27 protein-coding genes, 1 tRNA gene and 2 pseudogenes are annotated in these 26,767 nt (G+C 64.2%); 22 read left to right on the top strand and 8 right to left on the bottom strand.

What is annotated here, in order from left to right; translation table 11 throughout:
• The 3 genes from YU9_RS0134845 to YU9_RS0134835 form a co-directional block, all read right to left on the bottom strand.
• Positions 1-203, bottom strand: a 203-nt coding sequence (locus YU9_RS0134845) for a helix-turn-helix domain-containing protein (RefSeq protein ID WP_027576897.1), incomplete at its 3' end; no start/stop codon positions are given.
• Positions 204-397: 194 nt separating this feature from the next.
• Positions 398-1,429: an LLM class flavin-dependent oxidoreductase gene (locus YU9_RS0134840; protein ID WP_027576896.1), complete on the bottom strand. Its 1,032-nt coding sequence runs from the start codon at positions 1,427-1,429 to the stop codon at positions 398-400.
• A 139-nt stretch (positions 1,430-1,568) separates the two neighbouring features.
• Complete coding sequence (locus tag YU9_RS0134835) at positions 1,569-2,498, bottom strand: LysR family transcriptional regulator (protein WP_036018897.1); 930 nt, start codon at positions 2,496-2,498, stop codon at positions 1,569-1,571.
• A 105-nt stretch (positions 2,499-2,603) separates the two neighbouring features.
• Between YU9_RS0134835 and YU9_RS0134830 the strand changes: the two genes are divergently transcribed.
• From YU9_RS0134830 to YU9_RS0134820, 3 genes are read left to right on the top strand one after another with little or no spacing between them, the layout of a single operon-like run.
• On the top strand, positions 2,604-3,962 hold the full coding sequence (locus YU9_RS0134830; RefSeq protein WP_027576894.1) for an MFS transporter: 1,359 nt from the start codon (positions 2,604-2,606) through the stop codon (positions 3,960-3,962).
• Positions 3,959-4,462, top strand: a complete 504-nt coding sequence (locus tag YU9_RS0134825) for a GAF domain-containing protein (protein WP_027576893.1) — start codon at positions 3,959-3,961, stop codon at positions 4,460-4,462. The genes YU9_RS0134830 and YU9_RS0134825 overlap by 4 nt, the downstream gene beginning before the upstream one ends.
• Before the next feature lie 17 nt (positions 4,463-4,479).
• Entirely contained in the window at positions 4,480-5,727 is a 1,248-nt protein-coding gene (locus YU9_RS0134820) for an amidohydrolase family protein (protein WP_027576892.1), read from the top strand.
• Between the two features lie 3 nt (positions 5,728-5,730).
• On the opposite strand, the gene YU9_RS0134815 is transcribed toward YU9_RS0134820, so the two are convergent.
• On the bottom strand, positions 5,731-7,788 hold the full coding sequence (locus YU9_RS0134815; RefSeq protein ID WP_027576891.1) for an ATP-dependent helicase: 2,058 nt from the start codon (positions 7,786-7,788) through the stop codon (positions 5,731-5,733).
• Between the two features lie 127 nt (positions 7,789-7,915).
• Here YU9_RS0134815 and YU9_RS0134810 point away from each other — a divergent pair, with 127 nt between their 5' ends.
• On the top strand, positions 7,916-8,506 hold the full coding sequence (locus YU9_RS0134810) for a TMEM175 family protein (RefSeq protein WP_027576890.1): 591 nt from the start codon (positions 7,916-7,918) through the stop codon (positions 8,504-8,506).
• 9 nt (positions 8,507-8,515) lie between these two features.
• Here YU9_RS0134810 and YU9_RS0134805 read toward each other — a convergent pair whose 3' ends face one another.
• The gene (locus tag YU9_RS0134805; RefSeq protein WP_027576889.1) at positions 8,516-8,896 is read right to left on the bottom strand and encodes a YciI family protein; all 381 of its coding nucleotides are present in this window, start codon (positions 8,894-8,896) and stop codon (positions 8,516-8,518) included.
• Here YU9_RS0134805 and YU9_RS49605 point away from each other — a divergent pair.
• The 4 genes and pseudogenes from YU9_RS49605 to YU9_RS0134790 all read left to right on the top strand — a co-directional run bounded on the left by YU9_RS49605 (position 8,883) and on the right by YU9_RS0134790 (position 9,930).
• The gene (locus YU9_RS49605) at positions 8,883-9,032 is read left to right on the top strand and encodes a hypothetical protein (protein ID WP_210163515.1); all 150 of its coding nucleotides are present in this window, start codon (positions 8,883-8,885) and stop codon (positions 9,030-9,032) included. The genes YU9_RS0134805 and YU9_RS49605 overlap by 14 nt on opposite strands.
• Before the next feature lie 63 nt (positions 9,033-9,095).
• Positions 9,096-9,281 (top strand): hypothetical protein, encoded by a 186-nt coding sequence (locus tag YU9_RS0134800; protein ID WP_027576888.1) that lies wholly within the window; start codon positions 9,096-9,098, stop codon positions 9,279-9,281.
• Between the two features lie 27 nt (positions 9,282-9,308).
• Positions 9,309-9,513 (top strand): annotated as a pseudogene (locus tag YU9_RS43460) (hypothetical protein).
• 343 nt (positions 9,514-9,856) lie between these two features.
• Positions 9,857-9,930: transfer RNA gene (locus tag YU9_RS0134790), tRNA-Gly, on the top strand.
• Positions 9,931-10,802: 872 nt separating this feature from the next.
• Here YU9_RS0134790 and YU9_RS0134785 read toward each other — a convergent pair.
• The gene (locus tag YU9_RS0134785) at positions 10,803-11,297 is read right to left on the bottom strand and encodes a ferritin-like domain-containing protein (RefSeq protein WP_027576887.1); all 495 of its coding nucleotides are present in this window, start codon (positions 11,295-11,297) and stop codon (positions 10,803-10,805) included.
• Between the two features lie 192 nt (positions 11,298-11,489).
• Here YU9_RS0134785 and YU9_RS43455 point away from each other — a divergent pair, with 192 nt between their 5' ends.
• The 11 genes and pseudogenes from YU9_RS43455 to YU9_RS0134730 all read left to right on the top strand — a co-directional run bounded on the left by YU9_RS43455 (position 11,490) and on the right by YU9_RS0134730 (position 20,347).
• On the top strand, positions 11,490-12,014 hold the full coding sequence (locus YU9_RS43455) for an NADH-quinone oxidoreductase subunit B family protein (RefSeq protein ID WP_371259243.1): 525 nt from the start codon (positions 11,490-11,492) through the stop codon (positions 12,012-12,014).
• A 242-nt stretch (positions 12,015-12,256) separates the two neighbouring features.
• Entirely contained in the window at positions 12,257-12,697 is a 441-nt protein-coding gene (locus YU9_RS0134775) for a DUF2231 domain-containing protein (protein ID WP_198028351.1), read from the top strand.
• Complete coding sequence (locus tag YU9_RS0134770; protein ID WP_027576885.1) at positions 12,694-14,028, top strand: sorbosone dehydrogenase family protein; 1,335 nt, start codon at positions 12,694-12,696, stop codon at positions 14,026-14,028. The genes YU9_RS0134775 and YU9_RS0134770 overlap by 4 nt, the downstream gene beginning before the upstream one ends.
• A 58-nt stretch (positions 14,029-14,086) precedes the next feature.
• On the top strand, positions 14,087-14,290 hold the full coding sequence (locus YU9_RS0134765) for a hypothetical protein (RefSeq protein ID WP_027576884.1): 204 nt from the start codon (positions 14,087-14,089) through the stop codon (positions 14,288-14,290).
• 40 nt (positions 14,291-14,330) lie between these two features.
• Positions 14,331-14,501, top strand: coding sequence for a hypothetical protein (locus tag YU9_RS49370; protein ID WP_198028350.1), 171 nt, complete (start codon positions 14,331-14,333; stop codon positions 14,499-14,501).
• 18 nt (positions 14,502-14,519) lie between these two features.
• Complete coding sequence (locus tag YU9_RS48410) at positions 14,520-14,687, top strand: hypothetical protein (protein ID WP_156952302.1); 168 nt, start codon at positions 14,520-14,522, stop codon at positions 14,685-14,687.
• A 183-nt stretch (positions 14,688-14,870) separates the two neighbouring features.
• On the top strand, positions 14,871-16,268 hold the full coding sequence (locus YU9_RS0134750) for an MFS transporter (RefSeq protein WP_027576883.1): 1,398 nt from the start codon (positions 14,871-14,873) through the stop codon (positions 16,266-16,268).
• 115 nt (positions 16,269-16,383) lie between these two features.
• A complete protein-coding gene (locus YU9_RS0134745; protein WP_027576882.1) occupies positions 16,384-17,211 on the top strand; it encodes a 3-keto-5-aminohexanoate cleavage protein in 828 nt (275 codons plus the stop codon).
• A 133-nt stretch (positions 17,212-17,344) separates the two neighbouring features.
• Positions 17,345-18,548, top strand: a pseudogene (locus YU9_RS43450) (MFS transporter).
• A gap of 175 nt (positions 18,549-18,723) precedes the next feature.
• The gene (locus YU9_RS0134735) at positions 18,724-19,953 is read left to right on the top strand and encodes a CaiB/BaiF CoA-transferase family protein (RefSeq protein WP_027576881.1); all 1,230 of its coding nucleotides are present in this window, start codon (positions 18,724-18,726) and stop codon (positions 19,951-19,953) included.
• 178 nt (positions 19,954-20,131) lie between these two features.
• A complete protein-coding gene (locus YU9_RS0134730; protein ID WP_027576880.1) occupies positions 20,132-20,347 on the top strand; it encodes a hypothetical protein in 216 nt (71 codons plus the stop codon).
• Positions 20,348-20,421: 74 nt separating this feature from the next.
• On the opposite strand, the gene YU9_RS0134725 is transcribed toward YU9_RS0134730, so the two are convergent.
• The gene (locus tag YU9_RS0134725; protein ID WP_027576879.1) at positions 20,422-21,087 is read right to left on the bottom strand and encodes a TetR/AcrR family transcriptional regulator; all 666 of its coding nucleotides are present in this window, start codon (positions 21,085-21,087) and stop codon (positions 20,422-20,424) included.
• A 314-nt stretch (positions 21,088-21,401) separates the two neighbouring features.
• On the opposite strand from YU9_RS0134725, the gene YU9_RS0134720 reads away from it, so the two are divergent.
• The 3 genes from YU9_RS0134720 to YU9_RS0134710 all read left to right on the top strand — a co-directional run bounded on the left by YU9_RS0134720 (position 21,402) and on the right by YU9_RS0134710 (position 24,672).
• Positions 21,402-22,637, top strand: coding sequence for an acyl-CoA dehydrogenase family protein (locus YU9_RS0134720; RefSeq protein WP_027576878.1), 1,236 nt, complete (start codon positions 21,402-21,404; stop codon positions 22,635-22,637).
• A 139-nt stretch (positions 22,638-22,776) separates the two neighbouring features.
• Positions 22,777-23,835: a phosphotransferase family protein gene (locus tag YU9_RS0134715; protein ID WP_027576877.1), complete on the top strand. Its 1,059-nt coding sequence runs from the start codon at positions 22,777-22,779 to the stop codon at positions 23,833-23,835.
• Between the two features lie 210 nt (positions 23,836-24,045).
• Positions 24,046-24,672 (top strand): LysE family translocator, encoded by a 627-nt coding sequence (locus YU9_RS0134710; protein ID WP_027576876.1) that lies wholly within the window; start codon positions 24,046-24,048, stop codon positions 24,670-24,672.
• A 157-nt stretch (positions 24,673-24,829) separates the two neighbouring features.
• Here YU9_RS0134710 and argE read toward each other — a convergent pair whose 3' ends face one another.
• Entirely contained in the window at positions 24,830-26,002 is a 1,173-nt protein-coding gene (argE, locus tag YU9_RS0134705) for an acetylornithine deacetylase (RefSeq protein ID WP_027576875.1), read from the bottom strand.
• Positions 26,003-26,767 lie beyond the last annotated feature (765 nt).

Raw genomic sequence — 26,767 nt, 5'->3', positions numbered from 1 at the left:
AACTGGTTGGCATAGCGTATCGGGCGTCTGGAGCGGTCGCTCAGCGCCTCAAGCCCGTGTGCCTTGTAGCGAGCGAAAATCTTGTAACCGGTCTTGCGGGATATGCCGAACTCCCGGCAGACCTCTGTCATGGCTTCCCCATCCAGAAGCCGGGCGACAAAACGCAGGCGCTCTTCCATCACCGAACTCGCTCTCCACGGCATCCACACCTCCCGCAGAACAAAAGCGGAAAGTGTAACCCATGTGTCCGGTACGAAGTGTCACCTATGTCTCGGGTCGCTCACTCGCTTCGCGAGCTACGGCTAGGCAAGCCAACATAAGTGCTCGTGGCGCGAAGTGAGCGAAGGCTGTCACGCCGAAGCCCGCAGGGCGTAGGCGGACTGGCTCTAAACGTGGGTCACTCCATCATCTCCCGCACCATCGGCACCACCTTCCGCCCATAAAGCTCGATGCTCCGCATCAGCTTCTCGTGCGGCAATGGCCCTGCCGAGTACTTCAACTGAAACCGCGAAATCCCGAGCGCCTTTGCGGTCTTTGCGATCTTCCGCGCCACCGTTTCCGGCGCGCCGACATAGAGCGAGCCGTGCTCGGCCTCATGGACGAACTCGTCGCGACCCATCGGCGGCCAGCCGCGTTCCTTGCCGATGCGGTCGCGCATCGCCTTGTAATCGGGCCATAGCTCCTCGCGCGCCTGCGCATCGGTCTCGGCCACATAGCCCGGCGAATGCACGCCGATCGGCCGGGCCGGGCAGCCGAACTCCCTGAAGGCGCGGTGATAGAGATCGACGTAGGGCGCAAAGCGCGCGGAATCGCCGCCAATGATCGCGAGCATCAAGGGCAGATCGTAATGCGCCGCGCGCACCACCGATTGCGGACTGCCGCCGACGCCGATCCAGGTCTTGAGCGTGCCGTTCTCGACCGGCGGATAGACGAGCTGATCCCGCAGCGGCGGACGCAGCTTGCCGTCCCAGGTGACCGGCTTCTGCGACAACAGCGCGGCGAACAAATCGAGCTTCTCCTCGAACAGCTCTTCATATTTGCGCAGGTCGAAGCCGAACAGCGGAAAGGATTCGGTGAACGAGCCGCGGCCGAGGATCACCTCGGCGCGCCCGTTCGAGACCGCATCCAGCGTGGCAAAGCGCTGGAAGACGCGAATGGGATCGTCCGAGCTCAGCACCGTCACGGCCGAGCCGAGATGGATGCGCCTGGTGCGCGATGCGATCGCGGCGAGCACGGTTTCCGGCGAGGAGATTGCGAAATCCGCGCGGTGGTGCTCGCCAAGGCCAATGAAGTCGAGGCCGAGCTCGTCGGCCAGCACCGCTTCGTCGACGACGTTGCGGATCACCTGCGCATGCGTGATCATGGCGCCGGATGCGTCTCTTGTGACGTCGCCAAAGGTATCCAGTCCGAATTCGAGCGGTGCGGTCATCGTTCGGGTCTCTGCGGGGCGCGACAGACGCGCGTCATGTGGGAGGAAATAGTTGCAGTGGAGCTAGGGCGCGGAGACCGTTTCGACAATGCTGATCCGGGAAAGGCATCGTTTCCGGTTCTTCGTCGAACCGGCGGGCTCAATCGGATCCGGCGAACATCTCGACCAGGGTTTCGCGCAGCCAGCGCTGCGCCGGCACGGTGTCGTTGCGCTGGTGCCAGAACAGGCTGACGATGCGCGGCGGCGCTTTGAGTGGAAGCGGCATGGCGTGCAGAAGCGGTGCATGCCTTGATTGCGAGCGCAGGTCGCTCGGCAGCACGGCGATCAGGTCGGATTGCCGCACGACCTCGTAGGCGGCGCTGTAGTGATTGACGGTGGCGACCAGATTGCGCGACAGCCCGCGCGAGGCGAGGAAGAGGTCGTAGGACGGCATGGTCTTGCCGGCGAGGCTGACGTCGACATGACCCGCGTTCAGGAAGGTCCGCGTGCTCAGCCGTTTCTGGGCGGCGAGCGGATGGCCGCGTCGCATGAAGCAGGCATAGTCGACCGTCCACAGCGAGCGCGAGCGGATGGCGGCCGGTTGCTGCGCCTCGTTGACATAGACGCTGAGCACGCAGTCCACCCTGTTGTCCTCGAGCTGGTCGGCGATCTCGACGACGGTATTGGGCACGGTGTGGACGCGCGACTTCGGCGCAACCTCGCCGAGATGGTCGAGCAGGTTCGGCATCACCAGTGAGGAAACGTAGTCCGACATCGACAGGCTGAATTCGGTCTGTGCACGTGCAGGATCGAACACCTGCTCGTCGAGTGCACCGCGTACGCTTTCAAGTGCCTCGCCGATCGGCTCCCACAGGACCACGGCGCGCTGGGTCGGGCGAATGCCGGTGCCGGCGCGCACGAACAGGGGATCGCCGAGCGCGTCGCGCAGCCGCGCAAGCGCATTGCTGACCGCGGGCTGCGTCATCCGCAACGCATTCGCGGCGCGCGTGACGCTGCCCTCGGTCATCAGCGCCTCGAAGACTTTCAGGAGGTTGAGGTCGAGCGCGCGGAACGACACGGCATTCACCATAGTGATATATCAGATCATGATTATAAATTATGACGATAATGTCGCTTTGTCTATGATTCCCTCCCGAGCGGCGCGCCGGGCCCGTGACATCAGAGGGGGACTTTCATGTCGATGATATCGGCGCGCATCGAGCGCCTTCCGTTCGCACGTTTCCACACGCACCTGCTGCTGATGGGCGGGCTCGGCTACATGTTCGACGCGATGGACGCGGCGGTGCTGGCCTTCATCCTGCCGGTGCTGCGCACGGCATGGAACCTGACGAGCGTGCAGATCGGCGTGCTCGGCAGCAGCACCTATATCGGCTTCCTCTTCGGCGCGTTGCTGGCGGGTACGCTGGGCGACCTGATCGGTCGCCGTGCGGTGATGATGTCGGCGCTGGCGCTGTATTGCGCGGCCTCGATCGTGAGCGCGATGGTCGATACTTGGCCGTCCTTCTTCGCGGCGCGTGTCGTGGCCGGCATGGGCACCGGCGCGGAGAGCGCGATCATCGCGCCTTATCTCGCGGAGTTCGTGGCGCGACGCTACCGCGGCAGCTTCACCGGCGCGCTCGCGGGTTTCTTCTCATTCGGCTTCGTTGCTGCGGCCTTGCTCGGCTACTTCATCGTGCCCACTTCCGACAACGGCTGGCGTATCGTGCTGGTCATCACTGCGCTTCCGGTCGTCATGCTGCTGTGGTGGCGCAAGTCGCTGCCGGAATCGCCGCGCTGGCTCGAAAGCCGGGGCAGGGGCAAGGAAGCCGAAGCCCTGCTGGACGGGATCGAGGCGGGCTTTGCGCGCGAGGGCCATGTCCTGCCGCAGCCGGTTGTCGAAGCAGCAGTGCCCACGGGGACAGGGGGCACGCTGCTCGCCAATTTCGCCGCGCTTCTGGCGGGCCGGCAGGCGCGCATCACCATCATGACCTGGATCATGTGGTTGGCGATCACCTTCAGCTATTATTCCTTCTTCGTCTGGATCCCCGGCCTCCTGGTCCAGAACGGCATGAGCATCACCAAGAGCTTCGCCTATTCGATTGCGATCTATTGCGCGCAGATCCCCGGCTATTTCAGCGCCGCGTATTTCAACGAGCGCATCGGCCGCCAGGCGACGATCGCGACCTACATGGTGCTCGGCGGCGCCAGCGCGCTCGGGCTCGCTTTTGCGCAAAGCGATCAGCAGATCATGGCGGCGGGAATTTTCCTGTCGCTGTTCATGAACGGCACCTATGCGGGCGTCTATGCCTACACCGCCGAGGTGTTCCCGACGCCGGTCAGAACCACGGGCGCAGGCCTTGCGTCGGCGATCGGCCGCATCGGCGCGATCGTCTCGCCGATCCTGGTCGGCTATCTCTATCCGAACTTCGGTTTCGCCGGCGTGTTCGGCGTCACCACCACCGTGCTGCTGCTCGGGGCCGTCACCGTCGTGCTGATGGGCGTGCCGACCCGCGGCCGCTCGCTTGAGGAGATCGCGGCAGGTGAGGTGGCATGACGCGGACGAAATCCAAAGCCGATCCGCTGCTCTGCGCCGTCGCGGCGGCACAGGGCAGGGTGGACCAGCCGGATGCGCTGTTCGCTGCGCTCGACCAAGGCTTGAAGTCGGCGATCGGGCACAAGCTGTTCACGGTCCTGACCTATGACGAGGCGACCAGCGAACTGGCTCGTCTCTACTCCAATCTGCCCGGTCTATACCCGACTGGCGGACGCAAGCGCCTTGCACCGGGCCCGTGGACCGAGGCGGTGCTCGACCGCGGCGAGGCCTATATCGGCTACACGGGCGACGATTTGCGCACCGTGTTCTCCGATCACGAGCTGATCGCCTCGCTCGGCTGCGAGAGCGTGCTCAACATGCCCGTGCGCTGGCGTGGCCGCACGCTCGGCTCGCTCAATCTGCTTCACGAGGCGGGCTGGTACGGCGAGGACGATGCCGCCGTGTGCCTTCCCTTTGCCCAGCTCGCGCTGCCCGCGCTGCTGACAGCGACTTCGTCCTGACCTGACAGGAAACGACCATGACCAGCATCCTCTTCCAGAACGCCGCTCTGCTCGATCCGCTCCAGCCGGATTTGCTGGAGAGGCATCATGTGCTGGTCGAGGACAATCTGATCAAGGAGATCTCCGACCGGCCAATCCAGGCGACCGCCGATCGCACTATCGATTTGAACGGCAAGACGCTGATGCCCGGGCTGATCGATCTGCATGTTCACGCGATCGCCGTTGAGCTCAACCTGGCGCAGCAGGTGCACATGCCGAACGTGCTGGTGACGCTGCGTTCGACGCTGCTCTTGCGCGGCATGCTGCGGCGTGGCTTCACCACGGTGCGCGATGCCGGCGGTGCCGGCCACGCGCTGAAACAGGCGATCGAGACGGGTCTCACCGACGGCCCTCGGCTGTTCGTCTCCGGCCGCGCGCTCAGCCAGACCGGCGGCCACGGCGACATGCGGGCACGTTCCGATTACCTCGCCAGCGACGCGCCATGTCCGTGCTGCGTGCGGGTCGGCGCGCTGGCGCGCGTCGCCGACGGCGTCGACGGCGTGCGCAAGGCGACGCGCGAGGAGCTCCAGATGGGCGCTGACCAGATCAAGATCATGGCCTCCGGCGGCGTCGCCTCGCCGACCGATCCGGTCGGCGCCTTCGGCTATTCCGAGGACGAGATCCGCGCCATCGTCGAGGAAGCGCGGGGGCGCCAGACCTATGTGCTCGCCCACGCCTATACCGCTGCAGCAATCGAACGCGCGGTCCGCTGCGGCGTGCGCACCATCGAGCACGGCAATCTGGTCGATGCGCCGACCGCGCGGCTGATGGCCGAGAAGGGTGCCTATGTGGTGCCGACGCTCGTCACTTACGAGGCGCTGGCCAACGAGGGTGCCCAATATGGCCTGCCGCCGGAGAGCGTGGCCAAGATCGCCGATGTCCGCGACGCCGGCTTGCGCTCGCTCGCGATCTATCGCGACGCCGGCGTGAAGATGGGGTTCGGCAGCGACCTGCTCGGGCCGTCGCAGCGCCTGCAGAGCGACGAATTCCGCATCCGCGCCGAGATTCTCGGCCCACGCGCCGTCATCGCCAGCGCGACATTGATTGGCGCAGAGGTGCTCGGCATGGAGGGCAAGCTCGGCCGCATCGTGCCGGAGGCTCTCGCGGACCTGCTGGTGGTCGACGGCAATCCGCTGCGCGATGTCGCCTGCCTGCTCGGTCAGGGCGAGCACATTCCGCTGGTGGTAAAGGCGGGCAAGGTCCAGTTCGACAGGCTGAGCGCCTAACCACTACCGCCACATCCCGCGCATCTTTGCGCCGATGTCGATCTTCGGCCCCTGCGCCGCGGTGCGGGCCGCGCCCGCCGTGGCTTTCGGCCAGGCGGCGCGCTCGAACAGGTAGACCAGGGATTCCGGGATGAAGCGGGTGCGCGAGGCGTAGACGTGGCGGTCGCCCTTGGCGGCCTGGCCATGGACGAAGAAGCGCTGCGGCACGACGAGATGGAGATCGTCCTTGGCGCGCGTCATCGCGACATAGAGCAGGCGGCGCTCCTCCTCGAGCTCGGCGCTGGTGCCGGCGCCGAGATCCGACGGCATGCAGCCGTCGACGACGTTGAGCACGAACACCGATTTCCACTCCTGGCCCTTGGCGGAGTGGATGGTGGAGAGGATCAGATAGTCCTCGTCGCGCAGGGGCGGGCCTGATTTGTCGCTGGTCGCATCGGGCGGATCGAGCGTGAGCTCGGTCAGAAACTTCTCGCGCGAGGCATAGCCGCTCGCGATCTGCTCGAGCTGCATCAGATCGGCGCGGCGCGTCTCGGCATCCTCGTGGATGCGACCGAGATGCGGCTCGTACCAGAGCCGCACGCGTTCGAGATCAACCGGCCATTCCGAATAGCGCAAATTCTGGGTCGTGCGGACGAAGTCGGTCCAGTCGGTGCCGGTGCGCGCCGGCACCGGGAGCCGGCCGAGCGCGGCAAGCGGGTCTGTGCTCTCCGCCATCTGGTCCAGCACGCGTTGTGCGGTCGCCGGGCCGATGCCCGGCAATAGATGCAGGATGCGGAAGCCGGCGACGCGGTCGCGCGGATTTTCGGCGAAACGCAACAGCGCCAGCACGTCCTTGACATGCGCGGCGTCGAGGAATTTCAGCCCGCCGAACTTGACGAAGGGGATGTTGCGGCGGGTCAGCTCGATCTCAAGCGGACCCGAATGCGAGGACGTCCGGAACAGCACCGCCTGGTGCTTGAGCAACGCGCCTTGCTCGCGGTTCGCCAGAACCGCTTCGACGATGTAGCGCGCCTGGTCGGCCTCGTCGTGCACGGTGACGAGCTGCGGCTTCTGCCCGGAGGTGCGGTCGGTCCAGAGGTTCTTGGTGAAGCGCTCGCGGGCGAGGCCGATGACGCCGTTCGCCGCCGACAGCACCGCCTGCGTCGAGCGGTAGTTGCGGTCGAGCGTGATCATCTCCGCGCGCGGCGAGAAGCTCTGCGGAAATTCCAGGATGTTGCGTACAGTGGCGGCGCGGAACGAATAGATCGACTGCGCGTCGTCGCCGACCACGGTGAGGCCGCGCCCGTCTGGTTTCAGCGCCAGCAGGATCGAGGATTGCAGGCGGTTGGTGTCCTGGTATTCGTCGACCAGCATGTGATCGAAGCGGCCGCCGATCTCTTCTGCGATCAGCGCATCGCTCATCATCTGCGACCAGTAGAGCAGGAGGTCGTCGTAATCGAGCACGTGCTGCGCCTGCTTGGCCTCGACATAGGCGGCGAACAGACCCTTCAGCTCGGCGGCCCAGCCCGCGCACCAGGGATAGTGCACTCCTAACACCTTCTCGATCTCCATCTCGGCATTGACGCAGCGGGAATAGATCGACAGGCAGGTACCCTTGGCCGGAAAGCGGGATTCCGTCTTCGACAATCCGCGCTCGTGCCGCACCAGGTTCATCAAATCGGCGGAGTCCTCGCGGTCATGGATGGTGAAGGCGGGATCGATGCCGATCCGCTCGGCATATTCGCGCAGGAGCCGCGCGCCGATGCCGTGGAAGGTGCCGGCCCAGGTCAGAGCATCGCGCATGATCGCGGCGTTGTTCTTGCCCAGCACCTTGCGGGCGATACGTTCGACGCGGCCGGCCATCTCCGCCGCGGCGCGGCGGGAGAACGTCATCAGCAGGATGCGGCGGGGATCGGCGCCTGCGACGATCAGATGCGCGACGCGGTGGGCGAGAGTATTGGTCTTGCCGGAGCCCGCGCCGGCGATGACGAGCAGGGGGGCGCCCACGGTCGCGCCTTCAGCCACGCCATGCTCGACGGCGCGGCGCTGCTCCGCATTGAGCGTGTCCAGATATGTCGCCACGAATCGCCCCGGTGAAAGGATGAGAGTCGGCCATCCCAGCGCGAATCGCAATGCGGCTGGACGAAACCGGGTTTAGGATTTAGGGGGAAAGGCGGCCCCAGGTTCCAGCCCGAGAAGCGCGTCCGGTATGACCGAGCTCAAGCCCGACCAGTTCGAGATGCGGCGGCTGGAATCGCTCAGCAACACCATCTTTGGTGTCGCCATGACGCTGCTCGCCTACGACTTGCCCAAGGCCGCGGTGTTCACGACCGCGCCCGACTGGAACGATCTCGCCCGGGTCTATTCCGGCAAGCTCGCCGGCTTCGCGCTCAGCTTCATCATCGCCGGCGTGTTCTGGATCAGCCATCACCGCCGTCTGGCGCGCCAGCCCATCGGCAGCCGCGGGATGGTGATCCTCAATCTGTTTTTCCTGCTCTCGATCGTGCTACTGCCGGTGACCAACGGCCTCTACACCAATTACGGCATGAGCAACGCCGTCGCCGTGCTCTACGGCTTGCATCTGACCGCGATCGCCGGCCTCAATGCCTGGCTGTGGTGGACGATCCTGGGCGGCTGGCGCCACGAGATCATGGCCTCGGTGTTTCCGCTCCTGGTGTTCATCCCGGGCACGGTCATTGCGGCGTTCGCGCCCCAGGTCGCCCCCTTCGTGTGGTTCATCGCCTTTGGCGGGCTCGTGATCCAGCGCTTCTATATCGGGCGGACCGAGCCCGGCGCGTAAGGCGGCTGCTCACTCCTGTGTCGCGCCGAACCCATCGGCCGGCACGTAAAGCTTGACCGGGCGGATTTCGTAGACGGCCGTCGGATTCACCGCACGCAGCTTCCGCGCCGCCGCGATCGCCTCGTCCTCGGTGGCGCATTGCATCAGGTGGAAGCCCAGAAGCTGCTCCTTGGTCTCGGCAAACGGCCCGTCCAGCACCATGCCCGCGCCGGGGCCCCGCAAGGTGCGGGCCTTTCGGGTCTCATCCAGACGGGCCGCCGGCCCAAACTGTCCGCTTGCCCGAAGAGGTGCTTGAACCTCGATGACTTTGGCCACGACCGCGGCGTCCTGCTCCGGTGTCCAGGACAAGACTTCGTCTTCTACATGATAGGCCAGGATGGCGTACAGCATCGTCACCTCATTTCTTTTCTGCGCAAGTCCCAAGGACGTGGCACGGCAGCCCGTGCCGACAATCCCGAAGCAAAATATTGCGCGGCCGGCAAGCGGCGAAACCGTCCTGAAACCCGATTGCGGCCTTGCCATGTGAACGCCGCCGGAATTGGTCGCGACTGATGGACCACAAGCAACAAGGTTTTTGCTGGAGGCGGCAATGTCGGGTCACACCATCAAGATCATCTGCGACGCGCGGCGGGCGGGGCAATCCGAGCCGGCCGATTTGCACGACCAGGCCGGCCATCACCGCTATTACGGCAGCTCGGCCGAGAACGGCGGCGAGCGGATCGCGGAGAGCCGGCGCGGCAAACGGCCGCGCGCGCTCAACATCTGCGGCTTCTGACGCCTTTCGACGAGCCGGTCGTTCAAGATGAACGTCCTGCAAATATCGATCGCGGCGATGCCGTTCCTGCTCGCGCTGATGAGCCGTATCGGCGAGGCCATCGCGCCGTGCCTTCTGGCGAGCCTCTTCACGGTGCTGCTCGGCGACGAGCCGCACCGCGCGGTCGTGGCCTGGTGCGGTCGGCATGCTGATCGCCGCCGTCGCGCTGCGCGAGCGGCTTCGCACCGGCTGATCCGGCAATCCCGTTTCCAAGAAATCGCAAAGAAAAGGCGCGGCGGGGAGGCCCCGTCGCGCCCGATTTCTTGCTCGCTGGTCCAGGGCTGAGAGCGCCCCGATGCCAAGCTTAGTCAAAGCTCAGCGGGCGACCCCAGCGAGGTGACAGCGCTTGAGATAAGACACTGGATCACCTCCTTTCGTTGGTTTCGGAAGCGCTGAATATAGGTAGCAATGCTGCCGCTGTTAAGGGGCGGCGAATCCGGAGGGACCAGAGGCGGTTCGCGAGGGGTGGAAGACGCCGGAAAGCGAGCTCCTGGACAGTTGAGACCGCCGTCCGGCCGTGTTAGGGAGCCCGTAACGCGGGTGTAGCTCAATGGTAGAGCAGCAGCCTTCCAAGCTGAATACGAGGGTTCGATTCCCTTCACCCGCTCCAACTCAAGCCCGCTCGGAAGCGTAAAGCGCGGGCCCCTGTTCCATCTTTGTGCGGATCCGGCCTTCCTCCGTTCCACGTCTCGCGTTCCTGCGCCAGCACGGACGATCAGAAACATTAAAAATGACCGCCGTTCGGAACGTCCATGGACGTCATCGGTTGGTCATTCAGTGAGCGATCGATGAAATGGCGAGGCCAGAGCGAAAGCTACGGATAAACCAAATTAAAGATTCGTTCACAAGCCCCGCCAGGTTATCTCGGTAACCGGCGGGGTCCTTGTTTTGAGGAGCTTGTCTTGAAGATCTTGCCTTGAAGATCTGGTTTTGACGACCCTATTGCGGTTTGCGCAGCGAGGGCCCTCGGAAGTCACGAGAATTGACACGTCCAAGTTCCGCGACGATGTCGAGTCGAAAAGGCCAAGCGCAATTGTCCCGTCTTCACGCGCGCTCGCAGGTAGCTCGCAGGTACAAGGATCACGCTCCGAGACCCTCTGACATCTCTGAACTTGTCTGAACTTTGGCCGGGGGCCATCCCGCCCGAAGCGGGACGGCCCTCGGCAAGGACTCACCATTCGACCCAGTCGTCACCGCGCCAGTAGCCTCGCCCTTCGTGCTCACGGAACGTGATACCCGGGCCAGCGCTCCAGGAATCATCGTGGGTGATCACACCAGCGCCAGGTGGATAAGCGTACCGCTCATGCGTGTGCCAGCAGACGTCACCACTGCACACGACTGCTGCTGAAGCGCTCATCGTGGAAACGGTCAACAGGCCGCTGCAGATGACCGCCACACGGACGGTCCTGTTCAACAAGTTCATGTACTTTCTCCTTGAATGCAGCCCCGGGGCGAAATGCAGCAGCCGAAGCGACGTTCCAGTCAGGCTGCAAGAGCGTCGAGATTGACCTCGCCCTTCGCAAGCGTCGTCAGCATGACGTCGGTCGTCTTCTCCTCCTCCAGGCTCTCGTGCAGGATGTTCTGGTCCTCCCTGAACTCGAGCTGCCCGGCAAGAGCGGCTGCGCTGCCATAAGCCGCAATCTCGTAATGTTCCAGCTTCTGGGCGGAGGCGATCATCGCGGCGTCGCGCAAGTCATCCTGCGTCACAATCTTCATCATCTTCGCAGTCTCTTCGATCAACGATTCCACGGCCTGATCGGTGTGCACGCGCGCATTTGCGCCATGCCTCCGCAGGATTTTCTGAAGCCGTTGACCTTGTTGCACCGTCTCCTGCTGATGCTCGGCCAAGGCAAGTTTCAGGGAGGGATGCACCGCCATCTCGGCCATTCGTTTGAGTGCATCACTCAGCTGATCCTCCATGCTGACGAGTTCCTGCAGCTCGGCGATGTACAGGTCTTTGAAGTTCTCGATCTTCATGATGTCCGTCCATGGCTTGGGTTTGGGACGACCCGAGTTCCGGATTTGGCGGTCAACCGCATATCCGCAAGACTGTTCCTTGCCAATCGGAGTGCAAAGACATTTGAGCTCGAGGCCGAGGGAACAGAGAAGAAATTAGGAACAGCGAGACGGAGCCGTGCTTGCAGCATCAGGCGGGGCTTGCGAGGCGATATCGCCATGAGCCATCTCGAAAACGCTCCCTTCGACAATGTCCAGGACAATATCGGTGACAATCTCGGTGACCGTGGCTACTTCGTAGCCCCGCTCGACGATCTCATCACATGGGCGCGATCTGGTTCTCTGATGTGGATGACGTTTGGCCTTGCGTGCTGTGCGATCGAGCAGATGCAGGTATCGATGCCACGATACGACATCGAGCGGTTTGGCGCGGCTCCTCGCGCCTCGCCAAGACAGTCCGACGTCATGATCGTCTCGGGTACGCTCTGCAACAAAATGGCGCCAGCCTTGCGCAAGGTCTATGACCAGATGCCGGAGCCGCGCTACGTCATCTCGATGGGATCCTGCGCGAACGGGGGCGGCTACTATCACTATTCGTACTCGGTCGTGCGCGGCTGTGATCGCATTGTGCCCGTCGACATCTATGTGCCCGGCTGTCCTCCGACGGCTGAAGCACTGCTTTACGGACTCGTGCTCCTTCAGAAGAAGATTCGGCGAACCGGAACGATCGAGCGGTGACTCGATGAAGTGTCGGCCCTTGGGGCAGGGCTATCGCATATGGTGTGTGAATGATGCTTCGGCGTCGGGACCGGGCTCCCTCTCCCAGGAGAGGCGAAGCAAGCCCACGGACAATCTTCGTGAAATCATATGCGATTGCCCTGTCCTCGGGGCAGGCCGCGGTCTGAGGAACCATCACCGCAAGCGCGAGTTGGCCGGTCGGGCGGGGTGAAAGCCACACGAGGCCAACCGTGCAAGACGACATGCGCGTGCGCACCACCGCGCAGATCGCGGGTCATCCGATCCATCCGATGCTGGTGCCGATCCCGATCACGTGTTTCGTCGGGGCGCTGCTGACCGACATCGCCTATGTCGCCAGCGCCGAGATCATGTGGGCGGATTTTTCGGCCTGGCTTCTGCTCGCCGGCGTCATCTTCGGCGTGCTGGCGGCGATCGCGGGCCTGACCGACTTCCTCGGAAACCGGCTGGTGCGGGCGCAGACGCCGGCCTGGCCGCATCTGATCGGCAATGCGGTGGCGCTGATCCTGGCGATCTTCAACTTGATGATCCACATGCGCGATGCCTGGACTTCGGTGTGGCCGAGCGGGCTCGTTCTTTCGGTCCTTACCGTGCTGATCCTGCCGGTCACGGGCTGGCTCGGCTGGGCCATGGTGTACCGCCACGGCGTGGGAGTTGCGCGATGAGAACCTCAATTGCCCGCGCGCTGCTCTGCTCCTCGCTGCTGGGTCTTGCCGGCTGCAACGACGGGAACGGCGATCCGAAGGCGCAAATCGGGGCCAATCCGGTGCTGCCCGAAATCCAGCAATATCTACTGCCGCCGATCCATATCGCGCGCATCGTCGGCTGGAAGAAGGACGAGACGCCGACGGTCGCGCAAGGCTTGCAGGCCAAGGCCTTTGCCACGGGCTTGCAGCACCCGCGCTCGCCTTACGTTCTTCCCAATGGCGACGTGCTGGTGGTGGAATCCAAGGCGCCGAAGGGCGCCCCGATCAAGCGACCAAAAGAGATCGTGATGGGCTTCGTCGAGTCCTGGGCGACCTCCGGCGGCGACAGCGGCGAGAGCAACCGCATCACGCTGCTGCGCGACAGCAATGGCGACGGCGTGCCGGAGACGCAAAGCGTCTTCCTCGACCATCTCAACTCGCCGTTCGGCGTCGCGCTGGTCGGCAACGATCTCTACGTTGCCAACACCGACGCCATCGTCAGATATCCGTACACGGAAGGCGATACGAAGATCACTGCGCCCGGCACGGTGCTGACACCGCTGCCGGGTGGTCCGATCAACCATCACTGGACCAAGAGCCTGGTCGCCAGCCCCGACGGCTCGAAGCTCTATGCCGGTGTCGGCTCCAACAGCAACATCACCGAGAACGGCATGGAGGCCGAGCACAACCGTGCTGCGATCCTCGAGGTCGACCGTGCCAGCGGCCGCTGGCGCGTGTTCGCAAGCGGCCTGCGCAATCCCAACGGCCTCAGCTTCGAGCCGCAGACCGGCGCATTGTGGACGGTGGTGAATGAGCGCGACGAGCTCGGTCCCGATCTCGTGCCCGACTACGTGACCTCGGTGAAGGATGGCGGCTTCTACGGCTGGCCCTACAGCTATTTCGGCCAGCACGTCGATCCCCGCGTCAAGCCGGAGCGGCCGGATCTCGTCGCCAAGGCGATCGTGCCGGATTACGCGCTGAGCTCGCATGTCGCCCCGCTCGGGCTCGCCTTCAACACCGGCACCGGTCTTCCGGCCACCTATCGCGGCGGCGCCTTTGTCGGTGAGCACGGCAGTTGGAACAGGCAGGTGCTCAACGGCTATAAGGTTGTGTTCGTGCCGTACACGGACGGCAAGCCGAGCGGGCCGGCGCAGGACGTCGTCACGGGCTTTCTCAACGACAGGAACCAGGCGCGGGGCCGTCCCGTCGGTGTCGCCATCGACAAGACCGGCGCGCTGCTGGTCGCAGACGACAGCGGCAACACAGTCTGGCGGGTGAGTGCCACCCATCCCCAACTGACGCAACGTTAAGCCCGGTACCGCGTTGAGAGTTCAGGCGATTTTTGAACGGCAAATCAGGAGTAGGACAATGGGTCTCGCTCAATACGCCATCGTGCCGGTGCAGGACGAATGGGGCGTGCTGCATGACGGCGACGTCAAGAGCCGGTACGCCACCAAGGAAGCCGCATTCGAGTCGGCGGTGGCCGCGGCATCCCTGGCCCTCCGTGAGGGACATGAAGTCCATGTCAGCGTGCCCGGCCGCGAAGCCGGCGAGAATGCGCTCGGTGTGTAGCGCCCGCCGCAGACATAGCGTTCGAGAGAAGGAGGCCGCGATGACCAAGCCCCGTGAGCCCAACGGTGTCGAGCCATCCCGCTCCGAAGACGACATCCAGCGCGACCAGCTCGGACCGCGCGGCGTGCCGGATGCGCCCGATCCGGCCAAGATGACGCCTCAGCGCGACAAGAAGACTCCGAAGCATATCGATCCCGGCCACACCGCGTGACGCCGCTCGGCGGCTGTCGTGATCACACGATCAGCCGCCCGCGCCCGCCGGGCGATCCCGAGCGCAACCTCGGCACCGGCGTTTGAATTCGAGGCGGTCGGCCTCGATGCCGTCGCCGAGACGATGCGTTTTCCGGCCTTCATCACTGCCGCCGGCGCGTCCGCCACCGCCATAACATTATGTTAGGTTTATCGCATAACTGGGTAATTGTGTTAGCCCGGCGAAAGCCTATTGTCGCCCCCGATCAAACACGTACCGGCAGTGACAAGCGCTCGCGAGGCTCCGCAGAGCGCCTGGAGATTGCTGCCCAATTTTTCCAGCGAAGCCCGCCAACGGGACGTCAGCAAACCAGATTGGGAGGATTTTGAGATGGTCACGACGCGCGCGATCCATGACAGGAGTCAGTCGAGGAAGGCTGCAGCAAGCGGCTGGATCGGCTCGGCTCTCGAATACTATGACTTCTTCATCTACGCGACAGCCGCCTCGCTGATCTTCCCGCAGATCTTCTTCCCGTCCGACAATCCCACCGTCGCAATCGTCGCATCGCTTGCGACCTATGGCGTCGGCTACGTGGCGCGGCCGATCGGGGCCTTCGTGCTCGGTCATTGGGGCGACACCCATGGCCGCAAGACCGTTCTCATCCTCTGCATGTTCCTGATGGGCATCTCGACGATGGCCGTCGGTTTGCTGCCGACCTATCAGCAGGCCGGCATCCTGGCGCCGATCCTGCTCGTCATGCTGCGCCTCGTGCAGGGATTTGCCGTGGCCGGTGAAATCTCCGGCGCAAGCTCGATGATCCTGGAGCACGCACCGTTCGGCCGGCGCGGCTTCTATGCGAGCTTCGCGCTTCAGGGGGTGCAGGCCGGACAAATCCTCGCAGCAGCGGTCTTCCTGCCGCTGGCGGCCTATATGCCGACCGAGGCCTTCAACAGCTGGGGTTGGCGGATTCCGTTCCTGCTCAGCTTCTTCGTCATCGTCGCCGGCTACATCATTCGCCGCGAAGTCGATGAGACGCCTGCCTTTGCCCGCGAGGAGAAACGGGGAGAAACGCCGCGCGCTCCGATCGTCCAAGCCATCAAGCTGAGCTGGCGCGACATGCTCAGGGTCATCTGCATGGCGCTCATGAACGTCATCCCCGTCGTTGCGACCATCTTCGGTGCGGCCTACGCGGTGCAGCCGGCCTATGGCATCGGCTTTGCCAAGGACGTTTATCTCTGGATCCCGGTGCTCGGCAACATGCTGGCCGTGTTCGTCATTCCCTTCGTCGGCCATCTCTCCGACAAGGTCGGCCGCAAGCCTCCGATCATCGTGGGCGCGCTGCTCTCCGGCTTGCTCGCCTTCGGCTATCTCTATGCCATCAGCATCCGGAACGTGCCGCTGGCGATCATGCTGTCGCTCTTGATGTGGGGCGTCGTCTACCAGGGCTACAACGCGATCTTTCCGAGCTTCTATCCGGAGCTGTTTCCGACGCGCACCCGTGTGTCGGCCATGGCGATCTCGCAGAACATCGGCACCACCATCACCGCATTGCTGCCCGCCTTGTTCGCCACCGTGGCGCCTCCCGGCTCGGCCAACATTCCCTTGACGGTGGGAGCGATCGCCTTTGGCATCACGGTCATCGCGGCGCTGGCAGCCGTCTCGGCCCGGGAAACCTATCGGATCAGCATCGACGATCTCGGCAATCCCAAGGCAGTGCCGATGGCGCGGGCCGATTATGAGCGGCAGCGTGCGGAGGCGGCGAACGGTGCGGCCGCAATTCCGACCTGACGGGAACGCAAGCAAGCCATGCCGCTGCGATCGATGATGTTTGCAGCGGCAGGGCTCCTTGCGCTACGTCTATTCGACTTTGTGCGCGCGAGCGCGATCATCATGAGGTCTAGGGATGAACCCCGTCGTCGTTGCCGTCGCAATCACCGGCTCCGTTCCACGCAAGAAGGACAACCCGGCGGTCCCGATCCTGCCGTCCGAACAGATCGAGTCGACGCAACAAGCCTTTGAGGCCGGCGCGACGCTTGCGCATATCCACGTCCGCAACGATGACGAGACGCCGTCCTCCGACCCCGAGCGTTTTGCCCAGGTGCAGGAGGGGATCAAAAAGCATTGTCCGGGCATGATCGTCCAGTTCTCGACCGGCGGGCGAGGGCGCGATCCCTCGGCGCGCGGATCAGCGCTGTACCTGAAGCCGGACATGGCCTCGCTCTCCACGGGATCGGTCAACTTCCCGACCATCGTCTACGAGAACAGCGCCGCGCTGGTCGAGACGCTCGCCAGCGGCATGAAGGCGAACGGCATCCGGCCGGAAATCGAGATCTTCGATCTGTCGCATCTGCATGGCGCCCGCCGTCTGATCGAGGCGGGCCTGATCGACGCGCGTCCGCACGTGCAGTTCGTGATGGGCGTCAAGAACGCGATGCCGGCGGACGAGCATGTGCTCGACATTCTGCTGGGAGAGCTCAGGCGGCTGATCCCGAAAGCGACCTGGACCGCAGCCGGAATTGGCCGCCATCAAGCCGAGGTCATGGGCTGGGCGCTCGCGCGCGGCGCCGACGCGGTTCGCACCGGGCTCGAGGACAATATCCGCATCGACAAGACGCGCCTCGCCGCCAGCAACGCCGAGCTCGTGACCGTCGCCTGCGAGGCGGTCGCGCGCCATGGCCGGCGCGTTGCGACCGCAGCCGAGGCGCGATCATTGCTTGGGATCGCGGGATAGCGGCTACTGCCCCCTCCTGACATGCTCCCGGCTGCCTCCTGCCATTCGGTGGCCGGCGTTCCCGCGCGCCGAGTCTGCAGATAAGACAGGTGCACAGGTGCAATCTGCGCCAGGCGGGCAGGCGACGTTTGGAATGCAATTCTTGAAATCTGACAGCAGGCTGATCGGCGTCCTGCTGGTGCTCGCGACCACGCAGCTGGTTGGATGGGGCACGATCGGGCTTCCGGCCATCGTCGGGCGCGATCTTGCCGCCGATCTCGGCATGAGCCTGCCGGCAGTGTTCGCGGGGACATCCGTTCTCTACGTCTCGATGGGGCTGTGTGGCCCGTTGCTCGCCAAGTCGTTTGCGCGGCATGGCGCGGACGGTCATGATGGCCGGCACGATCGTCACTGCGCCTGGCTTTGTGCTGCTGTCGCTTGCGCGCGAGCCGATGCTGTATTTCGCCGGGTGGATCGTGCTCGGCATCGCCGGCAGCGCCACGCTGTCGACCGGCGCCTATATCATGCTGAACGAGATCGCGGGGCGGCAGGCCAAGAATGCGATCGGCGCGCTCATGCTGGTGACGGGCCTGTCCAGCAGCATCTTCTGGCCGACGACCTCGTTCCTGAGCGGTCATCTCGGCTGGCGCGGGACGTGCCTCGTCTACGCGGCGATGATGCTCGTCGTCAGCCTCCCGCTCTATGCGTTTTGCGCGCCGCGCCGGAAGATCGCACAGGACGATGGCGCCGAGCCGGCCAGGCGGTCGCCGCCGCCTGCGATTCCAAGGAGCACGTTCGGCCTCGTCGTCGCCGCGATCACGCTGAACGCCTTCGTCAATTTCGGCATCAGCGCTATTCTGATCGAGCTCTTGCGGGCAGAGGGGCTGGCGCCGGCACAGGCGCTGGCGTTCGGCTCGATGCTGGGCGTGATCCAGGTCAGCGCCCGCGGGCTGGATTTCCTCGGCGGCGGGCGGTGGGACGGCATCACGACCGGGCTCGTTGCGGGCACTGCATTGCCGGTGGCCATGCTGCTGCTGATGATGAGCGAGGGCGCCACCTGGGCGGTCGCGGTCTTCATCCTGCTCTATGGCGCCGGCAGCGGCGCGATGGCGGTGGCGCGGGCGACCATCCCGCTCGTGTTCTACGACCAGGCCGAGTTCGCCAAGGCGATGTCGATGATCGCGCTGCCGCTCAATCTGGCCTCCGCCATCTCGCCGCCGCTGCTCGTCGGCCTGCTCACCGCGTTCGGCAGCCGCGGTGCGCTCGGTCTCACCTTCGTCTTCTCCTGCGCCACGGTCTTGATCTTGATCCTGCTCGGCCGGCGGCGGCCGCGGGCGGTTGCGGCCGGCGCGACCTGAGCCCGTCGAGGCGATATTCGCGGCGCGGAAAGTTGCGAGTTGGCGCCGTTCGCCCGGCAAGAGATGGCCGTATGCCGTCAGTGCAGTGCTCAGAACCCCAAAATAGTGTATCCGCAGGGAGCGCGGCCTGCGAACTCGCCGCCGCGCCAAGACCAGTTCCCCGGAGGAAATCGACATGTCGGCCTTGCCGCTCTCAGGCATCAAGATCCTTGACCTCACCCGTGTGCTCGCCGGACCTCTTTCGGCCCAGATGCTGGGCGATCTCGGCGCTGAGGTGATCAAGATCGAACGGCCGGGCACCGGCGACGACGCGCGCGCCTTCGGCCCGCCTTACCTGACCGATCCCGAGGGCAAGGCCAACAACAACAATTCGTTCTACCTCTGCGCCAACCGCAACAAGAAGTCGGTCACGGTCAACATCGCCAAGCCCGAAGGGCAGGCGATCATCCGCGAGCTCGCCAAGGACGCCGACGTCTTCATGGAGAACTACAAGGTCGGCGATCTCAAGCGCTACGGCCTCGACTACGAGACCATTAAGGCGATCAATCCCGGCATCATCTATTGCTCGGTGACCGGCTTCGGCCAGACCGGACCCTATGCACCGCGTGCCGGCTACGACGCTATCCTGCAGGCGATGGGTGGCTTGATGAGCGTCACCGGCCATATCGACGGCGAGCCTGGCGAGGGCCCGATGAAGGTCGGCCCGTCGATCGTCGACTACATGACCGGCATGAACGCCTCGATCGGGATTCTCTCGGCGCTCTACCATCGCGACGCCAATGGCGGGCAGGGACAGCACATCGACGTCTGCCTGTTCGATACCGTCATCGCATCCTTGTCGCACTGGCTGCAGATCTATCTTGTCAACGGCAAGACGCCGCCGCGCCGCGGCACCTGGGGCAATGGCGGCATGCCGGCCGGCGTGTTCCGCTGCGCCGACGGCGAGCTGATGCTGGTGGTCGGCAATGACGGCCAGTTTCAGCGCACCTGCGCCGTGCTCGGCGAGCCCGAGCTCGCGAACGATCCGCGCTTTGTCAGGAACAACGACCGCGTCGTGCACGGCAAGGAGATCATGGCGATCTTCGCCGGCCTGTTCCTGAAAAAGCCGGTGGCCTACTGGCTGGAGAAGCTGGAGGAGGCGGGTGTGCCGTCAGGTCCGATCAACAATTTCGAGCAGGTGTTTTCCGATCCGCACGTGCAGTCGCGCGGCATGCGGGTGAAGGTCAACCACCGCTTCGAGCCCGATCTTTCGCTGGTCCGCAACGCGCTGACCCTCTCGGAGACGCCGATCAAGGACTATCGCGCCCCGCCGCTTCTGGGCGAGCACACCCAGGAGGTGCTCGGCGGCAAGCTCGGCTACGATGCGGAGAAGATCGAGGCGCTGAAGCGACAGGGGATCATCTAGCTGGATGAGCGCAAGCCTCGGCGCGACTGTTGCGACAGCCGAGGACGCGCGCGCCACGCTGGGGCTTGCGTGAGGCTTGTCCGCAATCCCCAGATAACCCCGGTCCGTAGTCGCACAGGCTTCCGTTCCGCGCGAGACTCTGCTTCGATCTCTCCACTTGAGTGCGGGAGGGAAGCAAATGTCCTACACGATCGGGTTCCAGGCCAAGAACCAGAAGGGAATTCTGGCGACCGAGGCGGCCACCGCCAATCAGGCCGTCGCCATCATTGCCGCGTTGCGGCAAAGCGCCGATGAAATAAAGTTCATCCGATCGCCCCAGGAAGGCGAGATGGGCATCGAGATGCTGCTGTTGCTCGCCAAGGAAGAGGCCGAGGAGATGCCGCAGCGGGCGTGAGCCCGCCGCGCCACGCCCGAGGTCTTCCCGCAAACGGGAGTAACCTCGCATCGGCTTTCGACCGAGCTCATTGATCAGCGCGCGTCTCGCGCCAGCGCGCGCGCCTTTGTCTCCGTCCGCCCCGCCGTCAGCGCCATCGTCGCGACGCTGACCACGCGTGCGACCACATCCTCGACGTCGTCGAGGTCGCATTTGCCTTCCGACAGTTTCGTCAGGCGCTCGCTCTCGCGGATGGTGTGGTGCGCCATCGCGAGCGCGAAGTTCAGGCCCCAATAGATATCGACGTCGCTGCGCTCGGGCAGGGCGCGGCGCATCGCGGCGGCGAACTTGCGCAAATGGTCGATCTCGCGGTTCTTGATGCGGCGGATCGGCGGCACGGATTCGATCGAGGCGCGGATCATGAAGCGTGCGGCGGTCGAGCGCTGGGTCTCCGGCCCCAGGCAGCCGCGCAAGGTCGGCCCCACCAGCGCGCGCAAGATCACCTCGATCGGCGCGCGGCCGCCGCCTTGCTCCTCCGCCGCCTTCAATTCGCGCAGGCGCTCGCGGTTGGTCTGAACCGAACGGGTGACGAATAATTCCGCGATCAGCTCGTCCTTCGAGCCGAAATGATAGTTCACCGCCGCGAGGTTGACGCCGGCCTCCGCGACGATGTCGCGCAACGTCACGTCGCCAAAGCCGCGGTCGGCATAGAGCCGTTCGGCGGCGGCGAGAATGGCAGACCTCGTATGATCGCTGGCCATGACCCTTATCCCGTCATTCCGGGGCGACGCGCCAGCGTCGAACCCGAAAATCTCGCGCCACAATCTCGAGATTCCGGGTTCAGTCCTGCGGGCTGCCCCGGAATGACGCCGTGAGCGAGGGAGTTGCAATTCAAACAGTTGTATGAAACTATCGTTTGAAGGCCGGGTAAGTCAATCCGCAATCGGGACCCGTTCGCAACTGCGATCTGTCCCGGGGCATCCGCAAGGCCAGCGCATTCGCGCTTGCGGGCCGCGCACGGCGGAAGGACAGTCCGGCGCAAAAGTACCAGCGAGAGAGAAGCGAGGAGCGTCCCATGGACTTCGATATGTCCCCCAAGCAGAAGGAATGGCTCGACCGCGTGCGGTCCTTCATGACCAAGCACGTGCGCCCGGCGGTGCCGGTCTATGACCAGCAGGACAAGAGCGGCGACCGCTGGAAGGTGATCCCGATCCTGGAAGACCTCAAGAAGAAGGCCAAGGCCGAGGGCCTCTGGAACATGTTCATGCCGCCGTCCGAGCACGAGGACGATGAATTCCGCGGCGCGGGACTGACCAATCTCGAATATGCACTGCTGTCGGAAGAGATGGGCCGTATCACCTGGGCCTCGGAGGTGTTCAACTGCTCGGCGCCCGACACCGGCAACATGGAAGTGTTCATCCGCTACGGCACCAAGGAGCAGAAGCGCAAATGGCTGCGTCCGCTGATGGACGGCGAGATCCGCTCCGCCTTCCTGATGACGGAACCGGCGGTCGCCTCGTCCGACGCCACCAACATCGAGACCCGCATCGAGAAGGACGGCGATCACTACGTCATCAACGGCCGCAAATGGTGGTCGTCCGGCGTCGGCGATCCCCGCTGCAAGATCGCGATCCTGATGGGCAAGACCGATTTCAAGGCGGCCAAGCACCAGCAGCAGTCGCAGATCCTGGTTCCGCTCGACACATCAGGCATCAAGGTCGAGAAGATGCTGCCGGTGTTCGGCTTCGACGATGCGCCGCACGGCCACGCCCAGGTGCTGCTCGAGAACATCCGCGTGCCCAAGGAGAACATCCTGCTCGGCGAAGGCCGCGGCTTCGAGATCGCGCAGGGCCGTCTCGGTCCGGGCCGTATCCATCATTGCATGCGCACCATCGGCAAGGCCGAGGAGGCGCTGGAGAAGATGGTGAAGCGGCTCGCCTCGCGCACCGCGTTCGGCAAGAAGATCGTCGAGCACAGCGTGTGGGAGCAGCGCATCGGCGAGGCCCGCACCAACATCGAGATGACGCGTCTTCTGTGCCTCAAGGCGGCCGACATGATGGACAAGGTCGGCAACAAGACCGCGCAGGCCGAGATCGCCATGATCAAGGTCGCCGCGCCCAACATGGCGCTGAAGATCATCGACGAGGCGATCCAGGCCTTCGGCGGTGCGGGCGTGTCGGACGAAGCGGGCCTTGCCAAGGACTACGCCCACATCCGCACGCTCCGTCTCGCCGACGGTCCGGACGAGGTGCACAACCGCGCCATTGCCAGGCTCGAACTTCGGAAGTATGCAAACTCTCCAAGTCACTGAGAGGGAGGCCCCGCGGCGCTCCCGACCTGAAGAAACGACAGGACGTGATCCGGTGGCCGCTTGACGCAAGTGCGTCAGCGGTTACCGATTAGGATCATGCTCGACCTGAAATGGTCAGGACTGAAGAGGGAGCGTCATCGTGGCTGACGGCGTCAGGAAAGACGAAGAGTTCTCGGGCACCAAGCCGGTCGAGGAGCGGCATCGTTTCGACGAGCTGCGGCTCGAGGCCTGGATGCGCGAGAACGTCGAAGGCTATGAGGGGCCGCTGGTCGTGCTGCAGTTCAAGGGCGGCCAGTCCAACCCGACCTATCGGCTGAACACGCCGAACCGTTCTTACGTGATGCGCCGCAAGCCGTTCGGCAAGCTGCTGCCGTCGGCGCATGCAGTCGATCGTGAATATCGGGTGATCGCGGCGCTTGGAAAGCAGGGCTTTCCGGTCGCGCGCGCCTATGCGCTGTGCCAGGACGACGGCGTCATTGGCGCGGCCTTCTACATCATGTCGATGGAAGAGGGCCGCGTGTTCTGGGATCCGACGTTGCCGAGCCAGGACACCGATACGCGCCGAAAGATCTTCACCAGCAAGATCGAGACGCTGGCCAAGCTGCATATGTTCGATCCTGTTACAATCGGGCTCGGCGACTTCGGCAAGCCCGGCAACTACTTTGCGCGGCAGATCGACCGCTGGACCAAGCAGTACCGGGCGTCCGAGACCCAGCACATTCCCGAGTTCGAGAAGGTCGCCGAATGGCTGCCGAAGACGGTGCCGGAGCAGGCGCGCGTCTCGATCGTCCACGGCGACTACCGCCTCGACAACATGATTTTCCACGCGACGGAACCGCGCGTGCAAGCCGTGCTGGACTGGGAGCTGTCGACACTCGGCGATCCCATGGCCGACTTCACCTATCTCTTGATGCAGTGGATCATGCCGGGCTTAGAGGGTGCCGACCTCAAGGCGCTCAACATCCCGAGCCTGGAGGAGGCCGCGCAGATCTATTGCAACGTCACCCAAATGACGGTGCCTGATCTCAACTGGTACTTCGCCTACAATCTGTTCCGTCTCGCCGGCATCACCCAAGGCATCGCCGGCCGCGTCCGCGACGGCACCGCCGCCAACGCCAAGGCGCTTGAGTCAGCCAAGCGCACCGTGCCGCTGTCGAAGGCGTCGTGGGAATACGCGCAGAAGGCGGGCGCGGTTTAGCGACAACGAAGGCGCGGTTCATGACCGCGCCTTTTTCATTGTTGCCACTCTGCTTCTGCATATTTGCTGTCATTGCCCGCGAAAGCGGGCAATCCAGTATCCCAGAGGCAGCAGTGCTTGAACCGAGAAGTCGCGGCGTACTGGATGCCCCGGTCAAGCCGAGGCAAGATCCGGTTTTGCAGGGGCACTCGTGAGAGAACGGCGGACCACCTGATCGATCACACCACCCTCATCACCTACATCCTCATCGTGCTCGGTTTCGTCTTCATTCCGGGACCGGCAACGCTGCTCACCATGGCGCGGGCGGCAAGCTCGGGAACGAAGGTCGGCATCGCCACGGGTGCCGGAATCGCCGCTGGAGACCTGGTGCATACCGGCATGGCGATTGTCGGACTCTCGGCCATCATCGCCACATCCGCGTTGCTGTTCAGCATCGTCAAATATGCGGGGGCTGCGTTCCTGATCTATCTCGGCATTCGGGCGATGCTGGACAAGACACCGATCGAGCTGAGCGGCAGCGCCCCCACGATCAGCGCAGGTCGCGCATTCCGCGAGGCCGTGCTGCCCGAAGTGCTCAATCCCAAGACCGCGCTGTTCTTCCTCGCGTTCCTGCCGCAATTCGTCCTGCCGGAGTCCGGATCGACCGCTCTTCAGCTTGCGGTCCTCGGCATGGTCTTCGTGCTGCTCGGTCTCGTCAGCACCGTCGTGTTCGCCGTGGGGGCGGGACGTCTCGGCCAGCTCCTTCGTCGCCACCCGATTGTCGTCAGATGGCATGGCAAGGTGGTCGGGACCATTTACTGCATCGTTGGCGTGCGACTGGCCTTGCAGGAGCGCTGAGGCGCGCGGTGAGCCCGCAGCCGCAATGAGTACAGCGATATCCGGGCAGGTGGTTCCCACACGCACCGTCATTGCGAGCGAAGCGAAGCAATCCAGACTCTCTTCGTGGTGACAGTCTGGATTGCTTCGTCGCTTCGCTCCTCGCAATGAAGACGAGCTACCCCTTCACGCAATGCGCGATCAGCCTCTCCACGAAGCCCGCGCATTTCTCCAGCTCCGCCATCTCCACGAACTCATCCGGCGTGTGCGCCTGTGCGATCGATCCCGGGCCGATCACCACCGAGGGGATATCGGCCATGCTGGCGAACAGGCTCGCCTCGGTGCCGAACGCGACTTTGGCGTGGTCGTTGCGGCCCGCAAGGCTCTTGGCCAGCGTGACGATGGCGGCGTCGGCGGCGGTGTCGAGGGCGGGATAGTCGAGGATCTCCTCGAAATCGATGCCGCAGTCCGGATGCCGCGCCTTCATCGCCGGCTCGATCTCGGCCTTGGCCCAGGCGACGATCGCATCGGTCACCTCCTTGGATTCGGTGATGCCGATGCCGCGGCATTCGAAATCCACGGTGCAGGTATCGGGCACGATGTTCAGCGCCGCGCCGCCATGCACGATGCTGGTGAGCAGCGTCGAATGCGGGACGTCGTAGAGGCTGTCGGTCGATCGCGCGGCCGCGAGCGCTATGGCGCGGCGGCGGATCTCGACGATCAGCTCGGCCGCATATTCGATCGCATTGACGCCCTCGGGCGCGATCGAGGAATGGCGCGCGAGCCCATGGAACGTGGCGCGCACGCCGTGCTTGCCCTTGTGGCCGATGATGACCTGCATCTGGGTCGGCTCGCCGATGAAGGCACCGAGCGGCCTGATCGTCTTCTTCGCAATCTCGCGCAGCATCGGCCGCACGCCGACGCAACCGATCTCCTCGTCATAGGAGATCGCCAGATGAATTGGCGTCTTCAGCCTGGTCTCCAGCATCTCCGGCACCATGGCGAGACACACCGCCACAAACCCCTTCATGTCGGTGGTGCCGCGGCCGTAGAGCTTGCCGCCGCGCTCCACCAGCTTGAACGGATCGTGGCTCCAGTCCTGGCCCACGACAGGCACCACGTCGGTATGGCCCGACAGCACGAAGCCCGGCCGGTCCTCCGGGCCGATCGTTACCCACAGCGAAGCCTTCTCGCAGGTCTCGTCGACGATGCGCTCGCCCTTGATGCCGAATGCGGCGAGGTAGCTTTCGACATGGGCAATCAGGGGAAGGTTGGTGCGGTCGCTGACGGTGTCGAAGCCGACGAGGTCGGCGAGCAGTTTGCGGATGCGATCGGGTCTTGAGCTCTGCATTGTCTCGGTCTTGTCAGGGAATGGAGGCTGAGTTGCCCGCAGGAACCATACCAACGTGAGGTCCCCCCAGGCAAATCAACACCGCAGCCGTCATTCCGGGGCGATGCGCAGCATCGAGCCCGGAATCCATCGGGCCGCATCACGCGCTGTGAAATGGATTCCGGGTTCGCGACCTCGTCGCGCCGCGGAATGACGAGGGGAGACCTACCAAACCTTGCGTTGCCCGTCGGGCAAAACACGCAAGCCATGGGTCAACGCATTCGGTCAAAATATTCCGCTTTACCGAAATTCGAAAACGGCGTATGTATCGCCGCATTTCGGCCCAAGGAAGAGGGGCGTATCGCGATCGTCACGAACGCGGGCCGGGCGGCGGTGGACGCAGGTTACATCGGCGCGAAGAGCTTCGCAGGGCAGGCGACTGTGAGCGAAGACCTTGCGCCAGCGACGGGTGTGATCGGCGTACGGCAAAATCGTGTGGTCCTGACGCCCGGGGTCTGTGCGTCAAGTCTTGTGGTGATGTGTGCTGTCCGACCGGACCGCGCGCATCAGCCATCCGCAAGGCGACGGGGGCAATAGTGCATCGCTCCCCGGGGAGAGCACGACATAAGCCGTAACACCACTGCGGAGGGAAGGCCGGGATGTCTCCGGTTGCCCTGTTACCCGCTGTGCATGAAGCATACGCAATCTGCTCTTGGCATGGCGGTCGATGGGAGCCAACCGGCTCCCGGTCTTCCCCATAGGCGTTAAGTTTATTCTTGAGTGTTG

The sequence above is a fragment of the Bradyrhizobium sp. WSM1743 genome (assembly GCF_000473065.1).
In the GTDB taxonomy this organism is placed as follows: domain Bacteria; phylum Pseudomonadota; class Alphaproteobacteria; order Rhizobiales; family Xanthobacteraceae; genus Bradyrhizobium.
This window is presented reverse-complemented; position numbering and strand designations above follow the sequence as displayed.

Excerpts from the sequence above, each read along its gene's own strand:
- YU9_RS0134840 (WP_027576896.1), bottom strand. The coding sequence starts at position 1,429 with ATGACCGCACCGCTCGAATTCGGACTGGATACCTTTGGCGACGTCACA.
- YU9_RS0134835 (WP_036018897.1), bottom strand. The coding sequence starts at position 2,498 with ATGGTGAATGCCGTGTCGTTCCGCGCGCTCGACCTCAACCTCCTGAAA.
- YU9_RS0134830 (WP_027576894.1), top strand. The coding sequence starts at position 2,604 with ATGTCGATGATATCGGCGCGCATCGAGCGCCTTCCGTTCGCACGTTTC.
- YU9_RS0134825 (WP_027576893.1), top strand. The coding sequence starts at position 3,959 with ATGACGCGGACGAAATCCAAAGCCGATCCGCTGCTCTGCGCCGTCGCG.
- YU9_RS0134820 (WP_027576892.1), top strand. The coding sequence starts at position 4,480 with ATGACCAGCATCCTCTTCCAGAACGCCGCTCTGCTCGATCCGCTCCAG.
- YU9_RS0134810 (WP_027576890.1), top strand. The coding sequence starts at position 7,916 with ATGACCGAGCTCAAGCCCGACCAGTTCGAGATGCGGCGGCTGGAATCG.
- YU9_RS49605 (WP_210163515.1), top strand. The coding sequence starts at position 8,883 with ATGGCGTACAGCATCGTCACCTCATTTCTTTTCTGCGCAAGTCCCAAG.
- YU9_RS0134805 (WP_027576889.1), bottom strand. The coding sequence starts at position 8,896 with ATGCTGTACGCCATCCTGGCCTATCATGTAGAAGACGAAGTCTTGTCC.
- YU9_RS0134800 (WP_027576888.1), top strand. The coding sequence starts at position 9,096 with ATGTCGGGTCACACCATCAAGATCATCTGCGACGCGCGGCGGGCGGGG.
- YU9_RS0134785 (WP_027576887.1), bottom strand. The coding sequence starts at position 11,297 with ATGAAGATCGAGAACTTCAAAGACCTGTACATCGCCGAGCTGCAGGAA.
- YU9_RS0134775 (WP_198028351.1), top strand. The coding sequence starts at position 12,257 with ATGCGCGTGCGCACCACCGCGCAGATCGCGGGTCATCCGATCCATCCG.
- YU9_RS0134770 (WP_027576885.1), top strand. The coding sequence starts at position 12,694 with ATGAGAACCTCAATTGCCCGCGCGCTGCTCTGCTCCTCGCTGCTGGGT.
- YU9_RS0134765 (WP_027576884.1), top strand. The coding sequence starts at position 14,087 with ATGGGTCTCGCTCAATACGCCATCGTGCCGGTGCAGGACGAATGGGGC.
- YU9_RS49370 (WP_198028350.1), top strand. The coding sequence starts at position 14,331 with ATGACCAAGCCCCGTGAGCCCAACGGTGTCGAGCCATCCCGCTCCGAA.
- YU9_RS0134750 (WP_027576883.1), top strand. The coding sequence starts at position 14,871 with ATGGTCACGACGCGCGCGATCCATGACAGGAGTCAGTCGAGGAAGGCT.
- YU9_RS0134745 (WP_027576882.1), top strand. The coding sequence starts at position 16,384 with ATGAACCCCGTCGTCGTTGCCGTCGCAATCACCGGCTCCGTTCCACGC.
- YU9_RS0134735 (WP_027576881.1), top strand. The coding sequence starts at position 18,724 with ATGTCGGCCTTGCCGCTCTCAGGCATCAAGATCCTTGACCTCACCCGT.
- YU9_RS0134730 (WP_027576880.1), top strand. The coding sequence starts at position 20,132 with ATGTCCTACACGATCGGGTTCCAGGCCAAGAACCAGAAGGGAATTCTG.
- YU9_RS0134725 (WP_027576879.1), bottom strand. The coding sequence starts at position 21,087 with ATGGCCAGCGATCATACGAGGTCTGCCATTCTCGCCGCCGCCGAACGG.
- YU9_RS0134720 (WP_027576878.1), top strand. The coding sequence starts at position 21,402 with ATGGACTTCGATATGTCCCCCAAGCAGAAGGAATGGCTCGACCGCGTG.
- argE (WP_027576875.1), bottom strand. The coding sequence starts at position 26,002 with ATGCAGAGCTCAAGACCCGATCGCATCCGCAAACTGCTCGCCGACCTC.